Source organism: Acidobacteriota bacterium, from assembly GCA_020845575.1.
GTDB lineage: Bacteria > Acidobacteriota > Vicinamibacteria > Vicinamibacterales > Vicinamibacteraceae > Luteitalea.
Genome location: JADLFL010000023.1, coordinates 1 through 18,649, shown reverse-complemented (window position 1 = coordinate 18,649; position 18,649 = coordinate 1). Strand labels below are relative to the sequence as shown.

The window sequence follows — 18,649 nt, the reverse complement described above, 5'->3', positions numbered from 1 at the left end:
ATGTAGCGCGACATGCGCATGCGATGGATGGTGACGGCGGCGGTGCTCGCGGTCGCGATGGGGTGCGGCGGCGACGGCGGACGGAAGTCGGGCATCACGATAGGCTTCGTGCCGAAGGGCTCGACGCACGAGCACTGGAAGCGCGTGAAGCTTGGCGCCGAGCGTGCGGCGGCCGAGTACACGGCCGCGGGCACGCCAGTCGAGGTGATCTGGACGGGCCCCATGCGCGAAGACGATCGGGAGCAGCAGGTCCAGGTCGTGGAGGGGTTCACGAGTCAGGGCGTGTCCGGCATCGTGCTCGCGCCGCTCGACAGCACGGCGTTGCGTCGTCCGGTCGAGGAAGCCGCGCGAGCAGGGATCCCCACGGTGATCTTCGACTCGGCGCTCACGAAGCCGAACCCCACCGTCAGCTACGTCAGCACCGACAACGGCAGGGGCGGCCACCTCGCCGGCCGGCGCATGGGCGAACTGCTCGGCGGCAAGGGGACCGTGCTGTTGCTGCGCTATCAGGAAGGCTCGGCGGCGACGGAGGAGCGCGAGCAGGGATTCCTCGACGAGCTGCGATCGAGCTTCCCTGGCGTCACGGTGATCTCCTCCGATCAATACGCGGGCGCCACGCGCGACACGGCCAAGCGCGCGTCGGAGAACCTGCTCAATCAGTACGGCGATCGCCTCGACGGCATCTTCACGTCCAACGAATCGGCCACCGCGGGCATGCTGCTCGCGCTCCAGGACATCGGCAAGGCCGGTTCGGTGACCTTCGTTGGCTTCGACTACAGCGCCAGCTTCATCGAGCCGCTGCGCGCGGGACAGATTCACGGCTTCGTCGCGCAGAACCCCATCAACATGGGCTACCTCGGCGTGAAGACGATGGTCGATCACCTGCAGGGCAAGCCCGTCAGTGAAGTCGTCGACACGGGTGTCGTGCTCGTCACGCCGGATTCGTTCGACGAACCCGAGATTCAGGCGGTGATCGATCCGCCGGGAGTGCCGTGAGGATGTGGTGCGGCAGAGCTTACGGAAAAGTCCACGGCTCTGCTTGCAGTCGCGATCCGTTGCGGACACACTGGCGGGCATCATGCGTCGCACAACACCATTCCTCGTCGTACTGGCCGTCCTCGCCAGCGGATCGATCGCCGCCGCCGCTCCGGTGCTGCCCCTCTGGTACGACACGCTCAACGGCCACACGGGGTCGTACAACTACTGGGACGAGAGTTACAACGGCACCGGAAACACGGCTGCAGATGGCGCGCCACTGACCGGCGGCCTCGGAGACCTGACAGACGGAATCATTGCGACCACCAACTGGTTCGACGCCGAGGCGCCTGCCGGCAATGGCCCCTACGTCGGCTGGGACGGCATCGATCCCACCATCACGTTCTACTTCACGGGCGGGACCACCATCGACTCGCTGACGATCCACGTCGACGACTCGAACGGGGCAGGTGGCGTGTCGACACCCAGAGCGATCCGCATCAACGGAACCACCTATTCGTTGACCGACGACCCCGGTGGAGCGCCCGTCGCGTTCACCTTCTCGCAGCTCGCAGCCACGGGGCCGCTCGAACTGCAGCTGTTCCGCGACGACGAGAACGGGCACTCGTGGGTGTTCCTGAGCGAAGTCACGTTCCAGAGTGCGTCGGTGCCCGAACCGGGTGGCCTGCTGCTCCTCGGCGTCGGCCTGCTGGCCACCCACTGGATCGTCGGCCGCGTGCGTCGCGCCTGATGCGCGCCGCCGCACGCGCCGGTGTAGAGTGCGGCTCATGCAACGGTTCCCCCTGCAACGTTTCCTGCCGCGCCGTGCCGGTGTCGTGCTGGCTGGCGCGGCGTTGGTGTGTACCGCCCTGGGCCATCTCGCCGCGTCTTCGCAGCCGGCCGCGACGGGCTCGAGCGGCGTGACGTTCGAGCGACAGGAGATCCGCCGCGAGTTCGGCGTCGGCTACGCCGTCACGACGGCGGACATGAACGCTGACGGCAAGCCAGACGTTGTCGCCATCAGCGGAACGCAGCTCGTCTGGTTCGAGAATCCGACCTGGAAGGAACACGTCGTCCTCGACGGGAAGACGCCGAAGGACAACGTCACCCTCGCGCCGCACGACATCGACGGCGATGGACGGATGGACGTGGCGATCGGCGCCACGTGGAATCCCCGCGACACGGCGGGCGGTGGCACGCTGCACTGGACGAGGCAGACGGCCGACGGCGCGCCGTGGCCCCTGTTCGACATCACGAACGAGCCGACGCTGCACCGCATCAAGTGGGCGGACGTCGACGGGAAGGGCGGGCCCGAGCTCATCGTCACGCCGCTCCACGGCCGTGGCACGAGCCCGCCGGACTGGCCAGAAGCCGGCGCGCGCATCGTCGTGCTGTCGGTGCCCGCGCAGCCGGCCAGCCAGCCGTGGCCGTCGGAGATCGCCGACGACAGTCTTCACATCCTGCACAACTTCCTGCCGGTGCGGTTCACACGGCAGGATCGCGACGAACTGCTCACCGCGAGTCGTGAAGGTCTGCACCTGCTGACGCGCTCGGACGACGGTACGTGGCAGAAGCGCAAGGTGGGGGAGGGTTCGCCCGGCGAGATCAAGATGGGGAGCGTCGGCGGCAGACGCATGCTCGCGACAGTCGAGCCGTGGCACGGCACGTCCGTCATCGTGTATCGCGAGCCAGACAGCGGCGCCGCATCATCGGCGCTGTGGCCCCGGACGACAGCGGATGCCACGCTGACAGGCGGTCATGCGATCGCGTGGGCCGACCTCGATGTCGATGGCGACGATGAACTTGTGGCGGGGTGGCGCGATGGCGCCGCCGGCCTCGTTGCCTACGACATCACGAAGGACGGTGCTGTCGAGCGACGGACGCCGATCGACATGGGCGGCATGGCCACCGAGGACGTGACGACAGCCGACCTCGATGGCGACGGCCGCCCGGAGATCATCGCCGCCGGCCGCCGCACATCGAACGTGGTCATCTACTGGAACAGGACGGGGAGGTGAGTCCGGCAACCGGCAATGGGCCACCGGCAACCGGACACAGGGCCATCACACTACGTGCTTGAGCGAACGGGCTTCAGCCCGTTCGTCGGAGCCAGGGGCTGAAGCCCCTGGCCTCCATCTGGAAGAAGTTCATCCCGGTTGCCGGCTTGCCGGCTTGCCGGTTGCCGGTTGCCGGTCCCTTACGCGTGCGTCGCGTCTGACACGCTCGGATCGTGGATGACCTCGTCGGCGACGCTGTGGCCGCGGCGGCGGTTGACGCGCACGCGGATGTTCTCCAGGTACAGATAGACGACAGGCGTGGTGTAGAGCGTGAGCACCTGACTCACCACGAGGCCGCCGACGATCGCGATGCCGAGCGGCTGACGCAGTTCCGCGCCTTCGCCCGTCCCCAGCATGAGCGGCAGCGCGCCGAGCAGGGCGGACATCGTGGTCATCAGGATGGGTCGCAGGCGCAGCAGGCACGCTTCGCGAATGGCGACCTCCGGTGACACGCCGTGTTCGCGTTCGCGTTGCAGTGCGACGTCGATCATCAGGATCGCGTTCTTCATCACGACGCCGATGAGCAGGAACAACCCGAGCAGCGCCACGAGGCTGAATTCGGTCTTGAGCAGCAGCAGGGCGAGCAACGCCCCGGCGCCGGCCGAGGGCAGCGTCGACAGGATCGTCAGCGGGTGCAGGTAGCTCTCGTAGAGCACGCCCAGCACGATGTACACGATGAGCAGCGTGCCGAGGATGGCGAGGGGCTGGTTGCCCTGCATGCGCGTGAAGAGGCTGGCGTTGCCCTGCATGGTGCCCTGCACGGACGTTGGCAGGGTGAGCACGCCCACCGCGCGGTTGATCGCCGCTTCGGCCTGGCTCAGGCTCACGCCGGGCGAGAGCTCGAACGAGATACTCTCCGATGCGAACTGGCCGCTGCGGCTGATGCGGTCGTTGGCCGACGTGCGCGTGTAGCGGCTGAACGCCGAGAGCGGCACGCGGTCGCCCCGCGACGTGATCACGTATGTCGCGTCCAGCGCTTCGGGTCCCTGCGCGAACTGGGGAGCCACTTCCATCACCACGCGGTACTGGTTCATCGCGTTGTAGATGGTGGAGACCTGCCGCTGTCCGAAGGCGTTGTTGAGCGCCTGGGTCACCGTGGACATCTCGACGCCGAGCTGCCGCGCGGCCTCGCGATCGACGTCGAGCGTGATCTGCTGGCTCGACACCAGTTCGTCCTGGATACCCGTGATCTCGGGGAGCGGCTTGAGCGCTTCGCGCACGCGCTGTGCCCACACGCGCAGTTCGGTCACGCTGTCGGACCGCAGCATGTACTGGTACGACCCGCCGCCGAACCCGCCGCCGAAGCGGATGTCCTGGTCCACGTTCAGCCACAGCCGCGCGCCTGGCACCTTGGGGGTGTTGCGCCTGATGCGCTCGGCCACGACCTGACCGGACACCTTCCGTTCGTCGAGCGGCTTGAGGCGCACGAACATCTGGGCGTTGTTGATGCCGCGTCCGCCACCGACGAACCCTGCCACGCTCTCCACCGCCGGATCGGCGAGTACCGCCTTGCGATAGGCCTCGATCTTCGGCTGCATGATCTGGAACGACATCCCGTCGTCGCCGCGGATGAAGCCGCCGAGCTGCCCCGTGTCCTGCTGCGGCAGGAAGCTCTTCGGCGCGTTCACGTACAGGTGCACCGTGAACGCCGCCGTCCCGATGAACAGCATCAGCACGATGGGTGAGTGTGCGAGCGCCCAGTCCAGCGTGCGGCCGTAGCCGCGGCGCAGCCATCCGAACCCGCGATCGCTCAGTGTCTGGAGGCGCCCGGGCCGCTCCACGCCCTGGTGCACGAGCCACCGCGCGCACAGCATCGGGGTGAGCGTGAGCGACACCACCAGCGAGATGAGGATGGCTGCGACCAGCGTGATGGAGAACTCGCGGAACAGCCGCTCGACGATGCCGCCCATGAAGAGGAGCGACACGAACACCGCGACGATCGAGAGGTTCATGGAGAGGAGCGTGAAGCCGACTTCCTTCGAGCCGGTGAACGCGGCCTCGAGCGGCGACATGCCCTCCTCGACGTGCCGGCTGATGTTCTCCAGGACGACGATCGCGTCGTCCACCACCAGTCCCGTCGCGACGATGAGCGCCATGAGAGAGAGGTTGTTGAGCGAGAAGCCCCACAGGTACATGACCGCGCAGCTGCCGATGAGGGCCACCGGGACGGCCATCACGGGAATCATCGCCGCGCGGAACTTCGCGAGAAACAGCAACACGACGAGGATGACCAGGCCCACCGCGATGAGCAGCGTGTGCTGCGCCTCGCGGAGCGTGGCGCGGATGGTGGGCGACCTGTCGCTCGCGATGTCGAGCGACACGCCGGCGGGCAGGAACGCGCGCAGCGCGGGCAGCTGTGCCGTCACGCCATCGACCGTGTCGATGATGTTGGCCTGCGCCTGCCGGCTCACCACGAGCAGGACGGCCGGCTTGTCGTTGAAGTAGCCGGCGTTGTAGCGATCCTCGACGCCGTCGTACACGCGCGCGACATCGGACAGCCTGACCGGCGCGTCGTTCCTGTAGGCGATCACCAGCGGCTGGTACGCGTCGGCCGTCGTCAACTGGTCGCTGGCCTGGATCTGCCAGTGCCGATCGCTGTCCTCGACCATGCCCTTCGGGCGGCGGAGGTTGGCGTTGCTGATTGCCTGTCGCACCTCGTCGAGCGAGATGCCGTACTGCGTGAGCGCGCGCGGCTGGAGTTCGACGCGCACGGCGGGCAGCGACCCGCCGCCCACCGTCACGTCGCCGACGCCGGTGACCTGCGCCACCTTCTGTGCGAGCACCGTCGACGCGAGGTCGTACAGCTGACTCGTCGTCGCGGTGTCCGACGTGAGCGCCAGCAGCATGATCGGCGCCTGCGACGGGTTGATCTTGCGGTAGGACGGCATGCCCGGCAGGGCACTGGGCAGCAGCGAGCGCGACGCGTTGATCGCGGCCTGCACTTCGCGCGCGGCGGCGTCGATGTTCTTGCCGAGGTCGAACTGGATGAAGATGCGCGTCGAACCCTGCGAACTCTGCGACGAGATCTCGTTGACGCCCGCGATCGTCCCGAGCGCGCGTTCGAGCGGCGTCGCCACCGATGAGGCCATCGTCTCTGGGCTCGCGCCGGGCAGCGACGCGCCCACGGTGATCGCCGGGAAGTCCAACTGCGGCAGAGGCGACACCGGCAGCAGCATGTAGCCGATCGCGCCCATGAGCACCACCGAGATGCTCAGGAGCGTGGTGGCGACCGGGCGCGTGATGAACGGCGCCGAGAGGTTCATGCCGTCACGTCCTCCGCAGTGAGCGCCGGCGCCTTCGAGCCGCGCCAGGCGTGGCCCAGGCGATCGAAGAACAGGTAGATGGCCGGCGTGGTGAAGAGGGTGAGTACCTGGCTGACGAGCAGGCCGCCCACCATCACGAGACCGAGCGGTTGGCGCATCTCGGCGCCCGAACCCGTCGAGAGCATGAGCGGCAGCGCGCCGAAGAGCGCCGCAAGCGTCGTCATGAGGATGGGCCTGAAGCGCAGCAGTGCCGCCTTGTAGATGGCGTCGCGCGGGTTCATGCCTTCGCTGCGCTCGGCGTCGAGCGCGAAGTCGATCATCATGATCGCGTTCTTCTTCACGATGCCGATCAGCAGGATGATGCCGATGATGGCGATCAGGCTGAGGTCGGTGCCCGTGAAGAGCAGCGCGAGCAGTGCGCCCACGCCCGCCGACGGGAGTGTCGAGAGAATCGTGATCGGGTGGATGTAGCTCTCGTACAGCACGCCGAGCACCAGGTACATCGTGACGATCGCGGCCAGCACGAGCAGCAGCGTGCTGGAGAGCGATGCCCTGAACGCCGCCGCGGCGCCCTGGAACTTCGTCTGGATGCTCGCCGGCATGCCAATCTCGCGCTGCGCCGATTCGATTGCTTCGACGGCATCACCGAGCGACGCGCCGTGCGCGAGGTTGAACGACATCGTCACGGCGGGGAACTGGCCGGAGTGGTTGATCACGAGCGCCGTGTTGCGGTGCTCGATCGACGCGATGTTGGAGAGCGGGATCTGCCGGCCGTCGGCGGTGGAGACGAATACCTGCCCCAGCGCTTCGGGACCCACCTGGAAGCGCGGCGCCACTTCCAGCACCACGCGGTACTGGTTGGCCTGCGTGTAGATCGTCGAGATGAGGCGCTGTCCGAACGCGTCGTAGAGCGCATCGTCGATGGCCGAGACGCGGATGCCGAGGCGGCTCGCGGCGTCGCGGTCGATGTCGAGGAACGCCTGCAACCCCGAATCCTGGAGGTCGCTGGCCACGTCGGCCAGGTGCGGCGACTCCTGGAGCCTGGTCACCAGCCTGGGGACCCACTCGCTGAGGCGCGTCATGTCGGGATCTTCCAGCGTGAACTGGAACTGCGTACGGCTCACGCGATCCTCGATCGTGAGGTCCTGCACTGGCTGCATGTACACCGCGATGCCAGGCACGCGCGAGACGCGCTCGCGCAGCGACGCGATGATCTCGGTGGCCGTGCGCGACCGTTCCGCGCGCGGCGTCAGCGTGACCAGCATGCGTCCGCTGTTGAGCGTGGCGTTCGAGCCATCGACGCCGATGAACGACGACAGCCCCTTGACGTCGTCTTCCTCGAGCATGGCACGGGCCGCGGCGCGCTGCCGCTCCGCCATCGCCGCGAACGACACCGTCTGCGGCGCTTCGGTGATCACCTGGATGGCACCCGTGTCCTGCACGGGGAAGAAGCCCTTCGGCACGATGACGTAGAGCCAGGCGGTGAGCGCGAGCGTGGCCACCGCGACAAAGAGCGTCAGCGTCTGGTAGCGCAGCGACACCGTCAGCATGCGGCCGTACCAGGCCACCATGCCGTCGAAGAAGCGGCCCGTGATGTGGTACAGGCGGCCGTGCTTCTCGGCGTGCTCGGCCTTCAGCAGGCGCGCGCACATCATCGGCGTGAGCGTCAGCGAGACGACCAGCGAAATCATGATCGACACCGCCAGCGTGATCGCGAACTCCCGGAACAGCCGGCCCACCACGTCGGCCATGAACAGCAGCGGGATCAGCACCGCGATGAGCGAAACCGTGAGCGAGACCAGCGTGAAGCCGATCTGTCGTGCGCCTTCGAGCGCGGCCTCCATCGGCGAGGCGCCCTCTTCGAGGTAGCGCGCGATGTTCTCCACCATCACGATCGCGTCGTCGACCACGAACCCCGTGGCGATCGTGAGCGCCATGAGCGTGAGGTTGTTGATCGAGAAACCCGCGAGGTACATCACGCCGAACGTGCCGATGAGCGAGAGCGGCACGACGATGCTGGGGATGATCGTGGCGGGGATGTTGCGCAGGAAGACGAACGTGACGAGCACGACCAGGCCGACGGCGAACACCAGTTCGTGCTGGACGTCGGAGACCGATGCGCGGATGGTGTCGGTGCGATCGCTGAGGACCGATACGGTGAGCGTCGACGGCAGGCTGGCCGTGAGGGCCGGCAGCAGCGCGTTGACGCGATCGACGACGTCGATCACGTTGGCGCCGGGCTGGCGCTGGACGTTGACGAGCACGGCGGGCAGGTCGTCGGCCCACGCACCGAGACGCGTGTTCTCCGCGCCGTCGACCACCTCGGCCACGTCCGACAGCCGGAGCGGCGCGCCGCCGCTGTAGGCGACGATCAGGTTGCGATACGCATCGGCCGAGCGGAGCTGGTCGTTGGCGTCGAGCATGTACGACCGCTCGGGGCCGTCGAAGTTGCCCTTCGGCTGGTTGACGTTGGCGGCCGCGATCACCGCGCGCAGGGTCTGGAGATTCAGGTTGTGCGCCGCGAGGGCCTGCGGGTTGGCCTGGATGCGCACGGCCGGACGCTGACCACCCGCCAGGCTCACCAGACCGACGCCGGGCAACTGTGACAGCTTCTGCGCCACGCGCGTGTCCACCAGGTCATACACGTCGGGCAACGGCATCGTCGGCGACGTGATGGCGAGCGTGAGCACCGGCGTGTCGGCCGGATTGACCTTGTTGTAGACCGGCGGCTGCGGCAGGTCGTTGGGCAGGAGGTTGCTGGCGGCGTTGATGGCCGCCTGCACTTCCTGCTCGGCCACTTCGATGGCCTTGTCGAGCGAGAACCGGAGCGTGATGACCGACGCGCCGCCGGAACTGGTCGACGACATCTGTTCGAGACCGGGCATCTGCCCGAACTGCCGTTCGAGCGGGGCGGTCACGGCGCTCGTCATCACGTCGGGACTCGCGCCCGGGTAGAACGTGAGGACGCGAATCGTCGGGTAGTCGACCTGCGGCAGTGCCGAGACCGGCAGCAGCCGGTAGGCCAGCGCGCCCGACAACAGCAGGGCCGCCATCAACAGCGCCGTGGCGACCGGGCGCAGGATGAACGGGCGCGAGATGTTCATGGACGGCCTGCCTTCGGCTGGCCGGAGGCGGCACCGGCGGGCGCCTGACCAGATCCCTGACCCGCGGCCGGCGTGGCGGGCTGTGCGGGAGCCTGCTGGCCCGCACCGGCACCCGACGTCGCTCCGGGGGCTCCACCGGGTCCGCCCTGGCCGCGGCGCGGCTGCGCGACGGGGATCTCGGTGGACGGCGGCGGCGCGGGACCCGTGCCGACGATCTCCACCGTCGTCCCTTCCTGCAGCGCGTCGACGCCTTCCAGCACCACCTGCTCGCCCGACTCCACGCCTTCGGTGATCGCCACGCGTTCGCCTTCGCTCGTGCCGAGCGTGACCTTGCGGATCGTGGCCTTGCCATCGGGCTTGATGACGTAGACGAACGTGCCGAAGGACGCGCGCTGGATCGTCGCTGCGGGGACGACCGTGGCGGCGCGCACGGTGGCGAGCTTCAGGTTGATGTTGACGAACTGGTTCGGGTAGAGCTTCTCGTCGGCGTTGTCGAACAGCGCGCGCAGGCGAATCGTGCCCGTCGTCGTGTCGATCTGGTTGTCGATGGTGCGCAGCGTGCCAGTCGCCAGTCGCGTCGTCTCGGCGCGATCCCAGGCCTCGACGGGTGGAGCGACCTTGCCGCGCATCGCCTCGAGCACGGCCGGGAGTTCCGTCTCCGGCACCGTGAACAGCACCGAGGTCGGCTGCATCTGCGTGATCACGACGATGCCGTTGGCATCGCCGCTGCGAACGAGGTTGCCGACGTCCACCTGCCGGAGTCCGAGGCGGCCCGAGATGGGCGCGACGACCTTCGTGTACGAGAGCTGCAGCCTGGCGTTGTTGATCTGCGCGTCGTTGGACTGGATCGTGCCTTCGATCTGCTTGACGAGCGATTCCTGCGCCGTGAGCTGCTGCCTGGGAATGAGTTGCCGCTCGTAGAGCGACTGGAAGCTCGCCAGGTCTGTTCGGGCGTTGGTGATCCGAGCTTCGTTCTCGGCGCGCTGGCCCTCGGCCTGCGCGAGCGCCACCTGGTACGGCCGCGGGTCGATCTCGGCCAGCACCTGGCCCGCCGAGACGCGCTGGCCTTCGGAGAAGGCCACGCGCACCAGTTCGCCGTCGAGCCGCGGACGGACCACGACGGTGTTGATGGGGGTGACCGTTCCCAGTGCCCTGAGGGAAACGGCGATGCTGCGTGTCTCGGCCTCGACCACGCGGACCGCCGGCGTCTCGTTGCCGCGCATCCCGCCGAAACGGCCCGGTCCGCCCTGGTTCGGAGCCGGTTGCCCGACTCCGTAGTACCAGACGGCCGTGCCGCCGCCCACGAGCAGGATGAGACCGATGATCCATTGGCCCAGGCGCGATGCCCTGGACGGTGCTTCCACCGACGTGTTCATGTGTAGGTTCTGTTCTCCCCGGTTGTCCTGAGTCCAATACGACGCCGCGCCGGGTCGCGTGTCGCCAGTCGTGCTTCGCCCACGACCGGGGCCTGCCCAGGGTAGTGTGCGGATGCGCCGGGGCGGCCGTCAGGCCTGAAACCCCTCCATGCAGGGTACCTCAGGCCGGCTGAGATAGGGGGCCGGCAACCGGCCCGACCTCCGCCACGCGCGCTCACTCTGCGCGACGAGTCTCGAGATCCTTGACGAGCGCGGCGATCTTTCGGCTTCGGCCGGCCGGGGTTTTCATGGCGTTCACCCGAAATCCCAGGGCGAACAGGTGCTGGCGGTTGACGTCCGCGACCGCCTTCCTGGCACGCGGGCTGGCCTCGATCGCGGCGCGGAGGTCGGCCGGGAGGCTCTCCCATGACGCGGCACGGATGGGCGCGTAGGCGGCATCCCATCGGCCGTCGGCCTTCGCGGCGTCGACCTGCGCCTGCCCGAACTCTGTCATGCGGCCCGCCGTCGTCAACCGCGCGACGTGCGCCTGGTTGACCTGACTCCACATGCTGCGCGGCCGCCGCGGCGTGAACCGCTGCACGAACGACAGATCGTCGTAGGCCCGGCGGATGCCATCGATCCAGCCCCAGCACAACGCCACGTCGAGCGCCTGCGCGATGGTGACCGTCGTGACGCCGGAGTCCTTCTTGTAGACGCGGAGCCAGAGCTCGGGCGCGCGCTGGTGATGGCGGCGCATCCACGTCTCGAGCGCGGCCTCGCTCTTGAAGCTCTTGACGTCGCCGGGTTCGGGAACGAGGGCTGACATACAGGTATCGGGCGGGCCTCGGGGCCTTGGGCCATCGACCTTCGGCCTTCACATCGCTGTCGTCGGTTCAATCAATCCGGTTGCCGGTTGCCGGCCGCAAGGTTCCGCGCACGCCGCGCGAGCGCGACCATCGCCCCGCCGCACGCCACCAACGCCATGCCCCACCACGCGTTCACGTTGAGTCCGAGCGATCGCGCGTAGATGGCCGGGTCGGCCACGAGGCCGTACACGACGAGGATCGCGCCGAGGATCAGGAACAGCAGCCCCATCGGCCAGCGGATGTCGAGTCCCATGTGCGCCTCCTACCAGAACACCACGTTGAGGGCGGCCACGAGCAGCAGCACGCCGATACCCATGCCTTCGGGTGTCCGCCACCACGGCAGATGTGCCGACGGTTGCCGTGGCGTGAGCGCGTACACGAGCCCCGTGAGCTCATCGTCGGACTTCGTGCGTCTTGTCGCCAGCGACACGACGATCGTGACGATGAAGCAGACCGACCAGGCCCAGATGGCCGTCCAGAAGTTCTGCGCCATCTCGCTGGCGTACGCGTGCGTCATGCCGAGCCAGCCGCCCTTGATCCCGGCCACCGCGCCCACAGGCAGCGTGAGTCCGTGGTGCAGCGCCGCCGCGATCGTGCCGCTCATGAGGCCGATGAACGCACCGTGTCCCGTCGCGCGCGTCCAGAACATCCCCAGCAGGAACGTGGCAAACAGCGGCGCGTTCACGAACGCGAACACGAGCTGCAGGAAGTCCATGATGTTGTTGAACTGCGCGGCCAGGTACGCCGTCGCCACGCTGAGCGCGATGCCGACGACGGTGATGACGCGGCCTACGTGCAGGTAGTGCGCGTCGGAGGCGTGCGGCTTCACGTACGACTGGTACAGGTCGTAGGTGAACACGGTGTTGAAGGCCGTCACGTTGCCGGCCATGCCCGACATGAACGAGGCCATCAGCGCCGTGAGTCCGAGTCCGAGCAGACCCGACGGGTAGTAGTGCCCGAGCATCATCGGGATCACCATGTCGTAGTCGAGCGTGCCGTCGGGCTTGGGCGGCAATGCGAACCCGCCGGAACTCATCGCGTCGGCCGTCAGGCCCATCGCGATCATGCCGGGCACGATCACGAGGAACGGGAACAGCATTTTCGGCACCGCGGCGATGAGTGGTGTCTTGCGCGCGGCATCCATCGAGTCTGCCGCCATCGCGCGCTGCACGACGAGGAAGTCCGTACACCAGTAGCCGAACGACAGGACGAAGGCGAGGCCCATCATCATGCCGAACCATTCGACGCCCATCGGGTTGTTCTGCGCGGCGCCGAGATGTGCCCATGAATCGGTCCAGGCACCGGGTTCGAACCCGCGGCTCGTGGCCACGGTGGAGAGACGCGCCACGAGCCCGTCCCAGCCGCCGATGTCACGCAGGCCGAGGAACACGAGCGGCGCGAAGCCCAGCACGATCAGGAAGAACTGCACCACCTCGTTGTAGATGGCCGACGTGAGGCCGCCGAGCAGGATGTAGGCGAGCACGATGCCCGCCGAGATGAGGATGCTGACGTTGAAGTCCCAACCGAGAATGGCCTCGAACAGGCGCGCGAGCGCGTACATCGAGATGCCCGACGAGAACAGCGTCATCGCGGCGAAGGTGAGTGCGTTGAGCGCGCGCGTCTTCTCGTCGAACCGGAGCTTGAGGTACTCGGGCACCGACCGCGCGCGCGACCCGTAATAGAACGGCATCATGAAGATGCCCACGAACACCATCGCGGGCACGGCGCCCACCCAGTAGAAATGGCTCGTCGCCATCCCGTACTTGGCGCCCGACGCCGCCATGCCGATCAGCTCCTGCGCGCCGAGGTTGGCCGAGAGGAAGGCGAGGCCCGCGACCCACGCCGGGATCGATCGACCGGAGAGGAAGAAGTCGTCGCTCGTCTTCTGGTAGCGCTTCAGCACCCAGCCGATGCCGAGCACGAAGGCGAAGTAGACGAGCAGAATCAGGTAGTCGACCGCGTGCAGTTGGATGCCGCCCAAGAATCCCTCCCGCGAGCCGCCAGGCGCGCCTGCGCCGGAAGCTTAGTCCGGCAACGGGCAACCGGCAACGGGCAACCGGTCGGGTCGGTGGGCGCGGCCCTTGCGTAGGTCCTGTCGCCGGACGGCCCCACCCTTCCTCCTCGCCACACGCACTTGTACGGGAGAGGCTCGTCGGCACGGGCGGGGCGGCCCCGTCCGGCGCCAGCCGCGCAACCGACGCGCTGCTGAGGCGAGCTCTCGTCAGATGGAGGCAACCCCTGGCGCGGTTGCGCGACAGGAGTGGCACGGAGAAACGGGTGAAGGCGAGTTCGCCCTCCGTGAGGACCGCACGCGCGAGCACGTCGCGCAGGTGGTCGACGCGCACGATGGGCAGTTACGAGGAGATGTCTTCGAAGGCGGAAACCAGGTCGCTCTGGCGCAACGCTTCTTCGAGCAGACGCAGCATCGTACGAATGCGTTGGGCGTCAATACGTGGGCTGTGCAAGCGCCACAACGCTCTCGCATCGTCGATATCCCTGGTGCGTCCCGCGAGCACCTTGGCGATGAGCAGATCGCTGACGTCGATGAGCGGGACGTTCGTGCCGCCGATGTCGGTCGGTATGGCCCGTTGCAGGAACTCGTCTTCGAGTCCGGAGCCGGCCAACACGACGTCGAGAGGCATGCCCGTTGCCACGTGGACGAACGGCATCACGCGTGTGCGGCGGACGAAGTCGGGATCGTCGACGGCGAGTGCGAAGCCCGCCGCCCGCATGTCGACAGCGAAGCGGTCTGGCGCGTCCGGTTCGAGGGCCAGCGTCACGTCGACGTCGGCACTCAGGCGTGCCACGCCGTAGACGATCACGGCCTGGGCGCCGAACAGATACCACCGTCCCCATCGCGCGAGCACTGGCGCGAGGGAGGCCAGGAGCTCAAGTGCGGCGGGTTGGACAGGCACGGCGAAAACACTCGGCCAGGCGCGCGTGGGCAAGGAGGTCCGTCTGGCGGAGCGCGGCGTCCGGCCATGCTGGATCGTGGTGCATCGCCTGTCGACGCAATTGATCGGCGATACGAAACGCTTCGAGTGGCCCCAGGCGAGCGATACGTTCGCCCCAGTAGGCGTCCTTGCGATCGCGCGCCGCCTGCCAGTCCCTGGCCACGAATTCCTTGATTCCCCGCGTGATCACTCCGCGATTGTATCGCCACCATCCGTTGGGTCGCCCGGTGCTCACGCATCCATCGGGGCCAGATATGCCGTGAGGGCCAGACGATGTACTTGCCCGAGTGCGATCACCTCGGCACAGTCGTGTCGGGTTCTCCGCTCAACCTGCTCAGAATCTCGGCCTGCGTCGCCTTGTTCGCCGCGCGAGCCAGCGGCCCGTTGCGGGTGCTGTGCAGCGTCCCATCCGGCAGCATCCGGAATGTGGTGTCGAAGAAGGCGGCGGGCCGCCACGCCGAAAAGCTGTCCTCCCACAGCAGGGCGACGAGGAACGTGTTTCCGACCTGCCACGGTTCCCCTTCATTGACCACCACTCGCTCGAGATGGTCACCTCTGTCGACCGTGCCGCCAGGGACCAGGACGAGCAGTTGGCCACTCTCGGGAAGCGCGCGAGTACCGTTGGACACGACGACGCGCTGCACGGTCACGGCATGTGCCGTCACCACCGACTTGAAGTTGGGGCCCAGATACGCGACTTCACCAGCCACGCTCGAGGCGACCTTCACGACGGCGATCACGTCGGACGCCTCGATCAGGGACTCCCACGTGTCAGGCGCACCATGGCAAATGTACTCCCGCGACGTCTTGACCGGCTTGCCGTGTGTCTGGTCGACGACTTGCGCCCAGCCCGCAGTTGCCGAGGCTGCGATCGCAACGATGACAAGCGTCTGGAGGCAGAGGGCCATGCGCACACTCCTCGTGCGTCGGCGACGCACACCAACGCAGACTCCGCTCTCTATCGGCGCTCGACGTGCCTCGCCCATACGGCCACTCGGTACACGAGCCACGCGACGACAGCCACGAGGCAAAGGACGATGGCAACTTCAAGCGGATGAATCGACCCGCGCCACCACAGTTCCATCACCGCAGTATGGACTTGATCCGATGGGTGCGCGATGCCTGAAGGCTGTCGCTCCGACGAGCCGAGGCACGTGAAGCTGGTCGTGAGGGGACAGGATTCGAGCCTGAGCGCGCGGCCGAAGGCTGCGCGCGATGCCTGAAGGCTGTCGCTCCGACGAGCCGAGCAACGCGAGGCTGGTCGGGGCGACAGGATTCGAACCTGCGACTTCTCGCTCCCAAAGCGAGCGCTCTACCAGGCTGAGCTACGCCCCGTGGTGAGCTGCTGATCGTACTACAGGCGGGTTGGCCGAACACTCGTCTCGTCACGCTGCGGTCGGGCCCGGAGGGCCGACCCTACCCTATATCGCCGCAGGGGTAGGGCCGGCTCTCCGAGCCCGGCCCCGACGACTGGCATTCCGGGCATCGCGGCATTCCCGGCGTCGCCTTCTCGGTTGCCTGGCGCGCCACAGCGTCGTGGCTGACGAACGGGTTGAAACCAGTTCGCTCCATCAAGTCTTTCGTCTTTGCCCTTGTCGGTGCCCGGGTGCCGGTTGCCGGTTGCCGGTTGCCGGTCATACTGTGTCCCTCATGCCAAGCGCGACGGTTGTCGGCGCCGAGGAGGCGCGTCGCAAGGATTACAGTCTCGTCGGCCGCGAGGCGGCGCTTGCGGTCGATCGCGGGCTGGCCGAAGCCGACTGGTATACGTCGCCCGTCCCGCGCGACGTCATGCGCGAATTGCTTGAGCGGCGCGACGGGCCGGCCATCCGCGACACCATCCTCTACTTCGCGCTCATCGGCGTGAGCGGCTACCTCACGTGGCGACTGTGGGGCTCGTGGTGGGCCGTGCTGCCCATGATGGTGTACGGCGTGCTGTACGCATCGGCGTCAGATGCGCGCTGGCACGAAGCGGGACACGGCACTGCATTCCGCACCGACTGGCTGAACAACGCGCTCTACGAAGTCGCGTCGTTCATGGTCCTGCGCGAGTCGGTCCCCTGGCGATGGAGCCACGCCCGTCACCACAGCGATACCATCATCGTCGGTCGCGACCCCGAGATCGCCGTGCCGCGTCCGCCCGACATCCCCGGCATCGTCCTCAAGGCGTTCAACCACAAGGCGTGGAGGCGCTACGTCACCAACATCGCGCTGCACTGCGTCGGCCGGGTCACGCCGGACGAAGCGACGTTCATCCCGCCGTCGGAATACCCGAAGGTGTTCCTCCGCGCGCGCATCTACGCAGCGATCCAACTCACGATCCTCGGCCTGTGCGTGTGGTACGGCACGTGGCTGCCGCTGGTCTTCGTGCTCGGACCGAACCTGTACGGCGCGTGGATGATGACGGTGTACGGCCTCACGCAGCACGCCGCGCTCGCCGAGAACGTGCTCGACCACCGCCTCAACTGCCGCACGATCCGCATGAACGCGGTGCACAGGTTCCTGTACTGGAACATGAACTACCACACGGAACATCACATGTTCCCGATGGTGCCGTACCACCAGTTGCCGCGACTGCATGCGGTCGTGAAGGACGACTGTCCGGAACCGTATCCGAGCCTCACTGCCGCCTATCGCGAGATCATTCCCGCGCTGTTCCGGCAGGTGCGAGAACCGGGCTGGTACGTGCGGCGCAAGTTACCGCCTGCCGCGCGTCCCGTCGGCACGCGCCCGACGGCCGCCGCCATCACGCCGTCGATCGCCGGCGATGGCTGGCTCGACGTGTGTACGAGCGCCACGCTCCACACTGAAGACGTGGTGCGCGTGGACCACGATGGACACACGTACGCTGTCTACCGCACCGCTGACGGTTGCGTGTACGCCACCGACGGCACGTGTACGCACGGCAACACGCACCTGGCCGACGGTCTCGTGTTCGGCACCACCATCGAGTGTCCGAAACACAACGGCCGCTTCGACATCGTCAGCGGCGAGCCGCGACGTCTGCCAGTGTGCGTCGCGCTGCGGACGCATCCGGTGCGCGAGGAAAGTGGCCGCATCCTGCTCGACGCGTCGCGAGCTCGCGGCGCTGATGCGACAGCCAACGCTTTCCAGTTCCGTGTGACTGGCAACCGCAGCGTCGCGACGTTCATCAAGGAGCTGGTGCTCGAACCCGTCGATGGCGTGCCCGCGTATTCGCCCGGGCAGTACATGCAGCTGCACGTGCCCGCGTACGGCACGCTGCGCTTCGCCGACATTGCCGTCGACGAACCGTACGCGTCCGTGTGGCGCGCGCATCACCTGTTCGATTTGCGGACGAGCAACGCGCTCGATCTGCGCCGCAACTACTCGATTGCGACAGCACCAGGCGCATCGCCGCGCGAACTCCGCTTCAACGTCCGCATCGCGACGCCGCCGACGGGCCTCGATTGCGACGCGGGCGCCGGGTCGTCATGGGTCTGGCACCTGAAACCCGGCGACATCGTCACGGGGAGCGGACCCTTCGGCGACTTCACGCTCCGAGACGATGAGCGGGAGTTGGTGTATGTGGGTGGCGGTGCGGGGATGGCCCCGATTCGGTCGCACCTGTCGCACCTCTTCGACGTCGCCCGCACGGGCCGCCGCGTCACGTACTGGTACGGCGCGCGTTCACGGCAGGAGGTGTTCTACGAGGACTACTTCCGCGACATCGAGGTGCGCTTCCCGAACTTCCGATTCCACGTCGCACTGTCGGCGCCGCTCGACGAGGATGGGTGGAACGGCCCGACCGGCCTCATCCACGACGTGATGCGTCGCGAATGGCTGACGCGTCACGCCTCGCCGGCCTCGCCGCGCTACTACCTGTGCGGCCCACCCGTCATGATCCACGCCACGCGAGAGATGCTCCGCCACGAGTTCGGCGTCCAGCCGGAAGACATCATCGCTGACGAATTCTGAAGAAGGAGAGAGGACGTCGGACGGGGGCACGGCGCGCGCGGGTGGCGCCGGACGGGCCGCCCCGCCCGTGTCGACGAGCCTCTCCCATACAAGTGCTTGTGGCGAGGAGGACGGGTGGGGCTGTCCGGCGACAGGACCCGCG

13 protein-coding genes and 1 tRNA gene are annotated in these 18,649 nt (G+C 67.5%); 4 read left to right on the top strand and 10 right to left on the bottom strand.

Annotation, left to right across the window (positions count from 1 at the left end):
* Positions 1 to 12 precede the first annotated feature (12 nt).
* From IT182_06655 to IT182_06645, 3 genes are all read left to right on the top strand, one after another.
* Positions 13 to 996, top strand: coding sequence for a substrate-binding domain-containing protein (locus IT182_06655; GenBank protein MCC6163012.1), 984 nt, complete (start codon positions 13 to 15; stop codon positions 994 to 996).
* A gap of 82 nt (positions 997 to 1,078) precedes the next feature.
* Positions 1,079 to 1,726 carry a PEP-CTERM sorting domain-containing protein gene (locus IT182_06650; GenBank protein ID MCC6163011.1) on the top strand — a complete coding sequence of 216 codons (648 nt, stop codon included), beginning with the start codon at positions 1,079 to 1,081 and terminating at the stop codon, positions 1,724 to 1,726.
* 37 nt (positions 1,727 to 1,763) lie between these two features.
* A complete protein-coding gene (locus IT182_06645; GenBank protein MCC6163010.1) occupies positions 1,764 to 2,993 on the top strand; it encodes a VCBS repeat-containing protein in 1,230 nt (409 codons plus the stop codon).
* 179 nt (positions 2,994 to 3,172) lie between these two features.
* On the opposite strand, the gene IT182_06640 is transcribed toward IT182_06645, so the two are convergent.
* The 10 genes from IT182_06640 to IT182_06595 form a co-directional block, all read right to left on the bottom strand.
* Positions 3,173 to 6,295: an efflux RND transporter permease subunit gene (locus tag IT182_06640; protein MCC6163009.1), complete on the bottom strand. Its 3,123-nt coding sequence runs from the start codon at positions 6,293 to 6,295 to the stop codon at positions 3,173 to 3,175.
* Positions 6,292 to 9,399: an MdtB/MuxB family multidrug efflux RND transporter permease subunit gene (locus IT182_06635; protein MCC6163008.1), complete on the bottom strand. Its 3,108-nt coding sequence runs from the start codon at positions 9,397 to 9,399 to the stop codon at positions 6,292 to 6,294. Before IT182_06635 ends, IT182_06640 begins: the two co-directional genes overlap by 4 nt.
* Positions 9,396 to 10,775, bottom strand: a complete 1,380-nt coding sequence (locus IT182_06630; protein ID MCC6163007.1) for an MdtA/MuxA family multidrug efflux RND transporter periplasmic adaptor subunit — start codon at positions 10,773 to 10,775, stop codon at positions 9,396 to 9,398. Before IT182_06630 ends, IT182_06635 begins: the two co-directional genes overlap by 4 nt.
* A 214-nt stretch (positions 10,776 to 10,989) precedes the next feature.
* On the bottom strand, positions 10,990 to 11,580 hold the full coding sequence (locus IT182_06625) for a YdeI/OmpD-associated family protein (protein MCC6163006.1): 591 nt from the start codon (positions 11,578 to 11,580) through the stop codon (positions 10,990 to 10,992).
* A gap of 71 nt (positions 11,581 to 11,651) precedes the next feature.
* Entirely contained in the window at positions 11,652 to 11,873 is a 222-nt protein-coding gene (locus tag IT182_06620) for a hypothetical protein (protein ID MCC6163005.1), read from the bottom strand.
* A gap of 9 nt (positions 11,874 to 11,882) precedes the next feature.
* Complete coding sequence (locus tag IT182_06615) at positions 11,883 to 13,592, bottom strand: sodium:solute symporter family protein (protein MCC6163004.1); 1,710 nt, start codon at positions 13,590 to 13,592, stop codon at positions 11,883 to 11,885.
* A 382-nt stretch (positions 13,593 to 13,974) separates the two neighbouring features.
* Entirely contained in the window at positions 13,975 to 14,535 is a 561-nt protein-coding gene (locus tag IT182_06610; protein ID MCC6163003.1) for a hypothetical protein, read from the bottom strand.
* Positions 14,510 to 14,764 carry a hypothetical protein gene (locus IT182_06605; GenBank protein ID MCC6163002.1) on the bottom strand — a complete coding sequence of 85 codons (255 nt, stop codon included), beginning with the start codon at positions 14,762 to 14,764 and terminating at the stop codon, positions 14,510 to 14,512. The genes IT182_06610 and IT182_06605 overlap by 26 nt, the downstream gene beginning before the upstream one ends.
* Before the next feature lie 103 nt (positions 14,765 to 14,867).
* Positions 14,868 to 15,482, bottom strand: coding sequence for a hypothetical protein (locus IT182_06600; protein ID MCC6163001.1), 615 nt, complete (start codon positions 15,480 to 15,482; stop codon positions 14,868 to 14,870).
* A 350-nt stretch (positions 15,483 to 15,832) separates the two neighbouring features.
* Positions 15,833 to 15,909 (bottom strand) — tRNA-Pro (locus IT182_06595).
* A gap of 315 nt (positions 15,910 to 16,224) precedes the next feature.
* On the opposite strand from IT182_06595, the gene IT182_06590 reads away from it, so the two are divergent.
* The gene (locus tag IT182_06590) at positions 16,225 to 18,507 is read left to right on the top strand and encodes a fatty acid desaturase (protein ID MCC6163000.1); all 2,283 of its coding nucleotides are present in this window, start codon (positions 16,225 to 16,227) and stop codon (positions 18,505 to 18,507) included.
* The last annotated feature ends 142 nt before the right edge of the window (positions 18,508 to 18,649 follow it).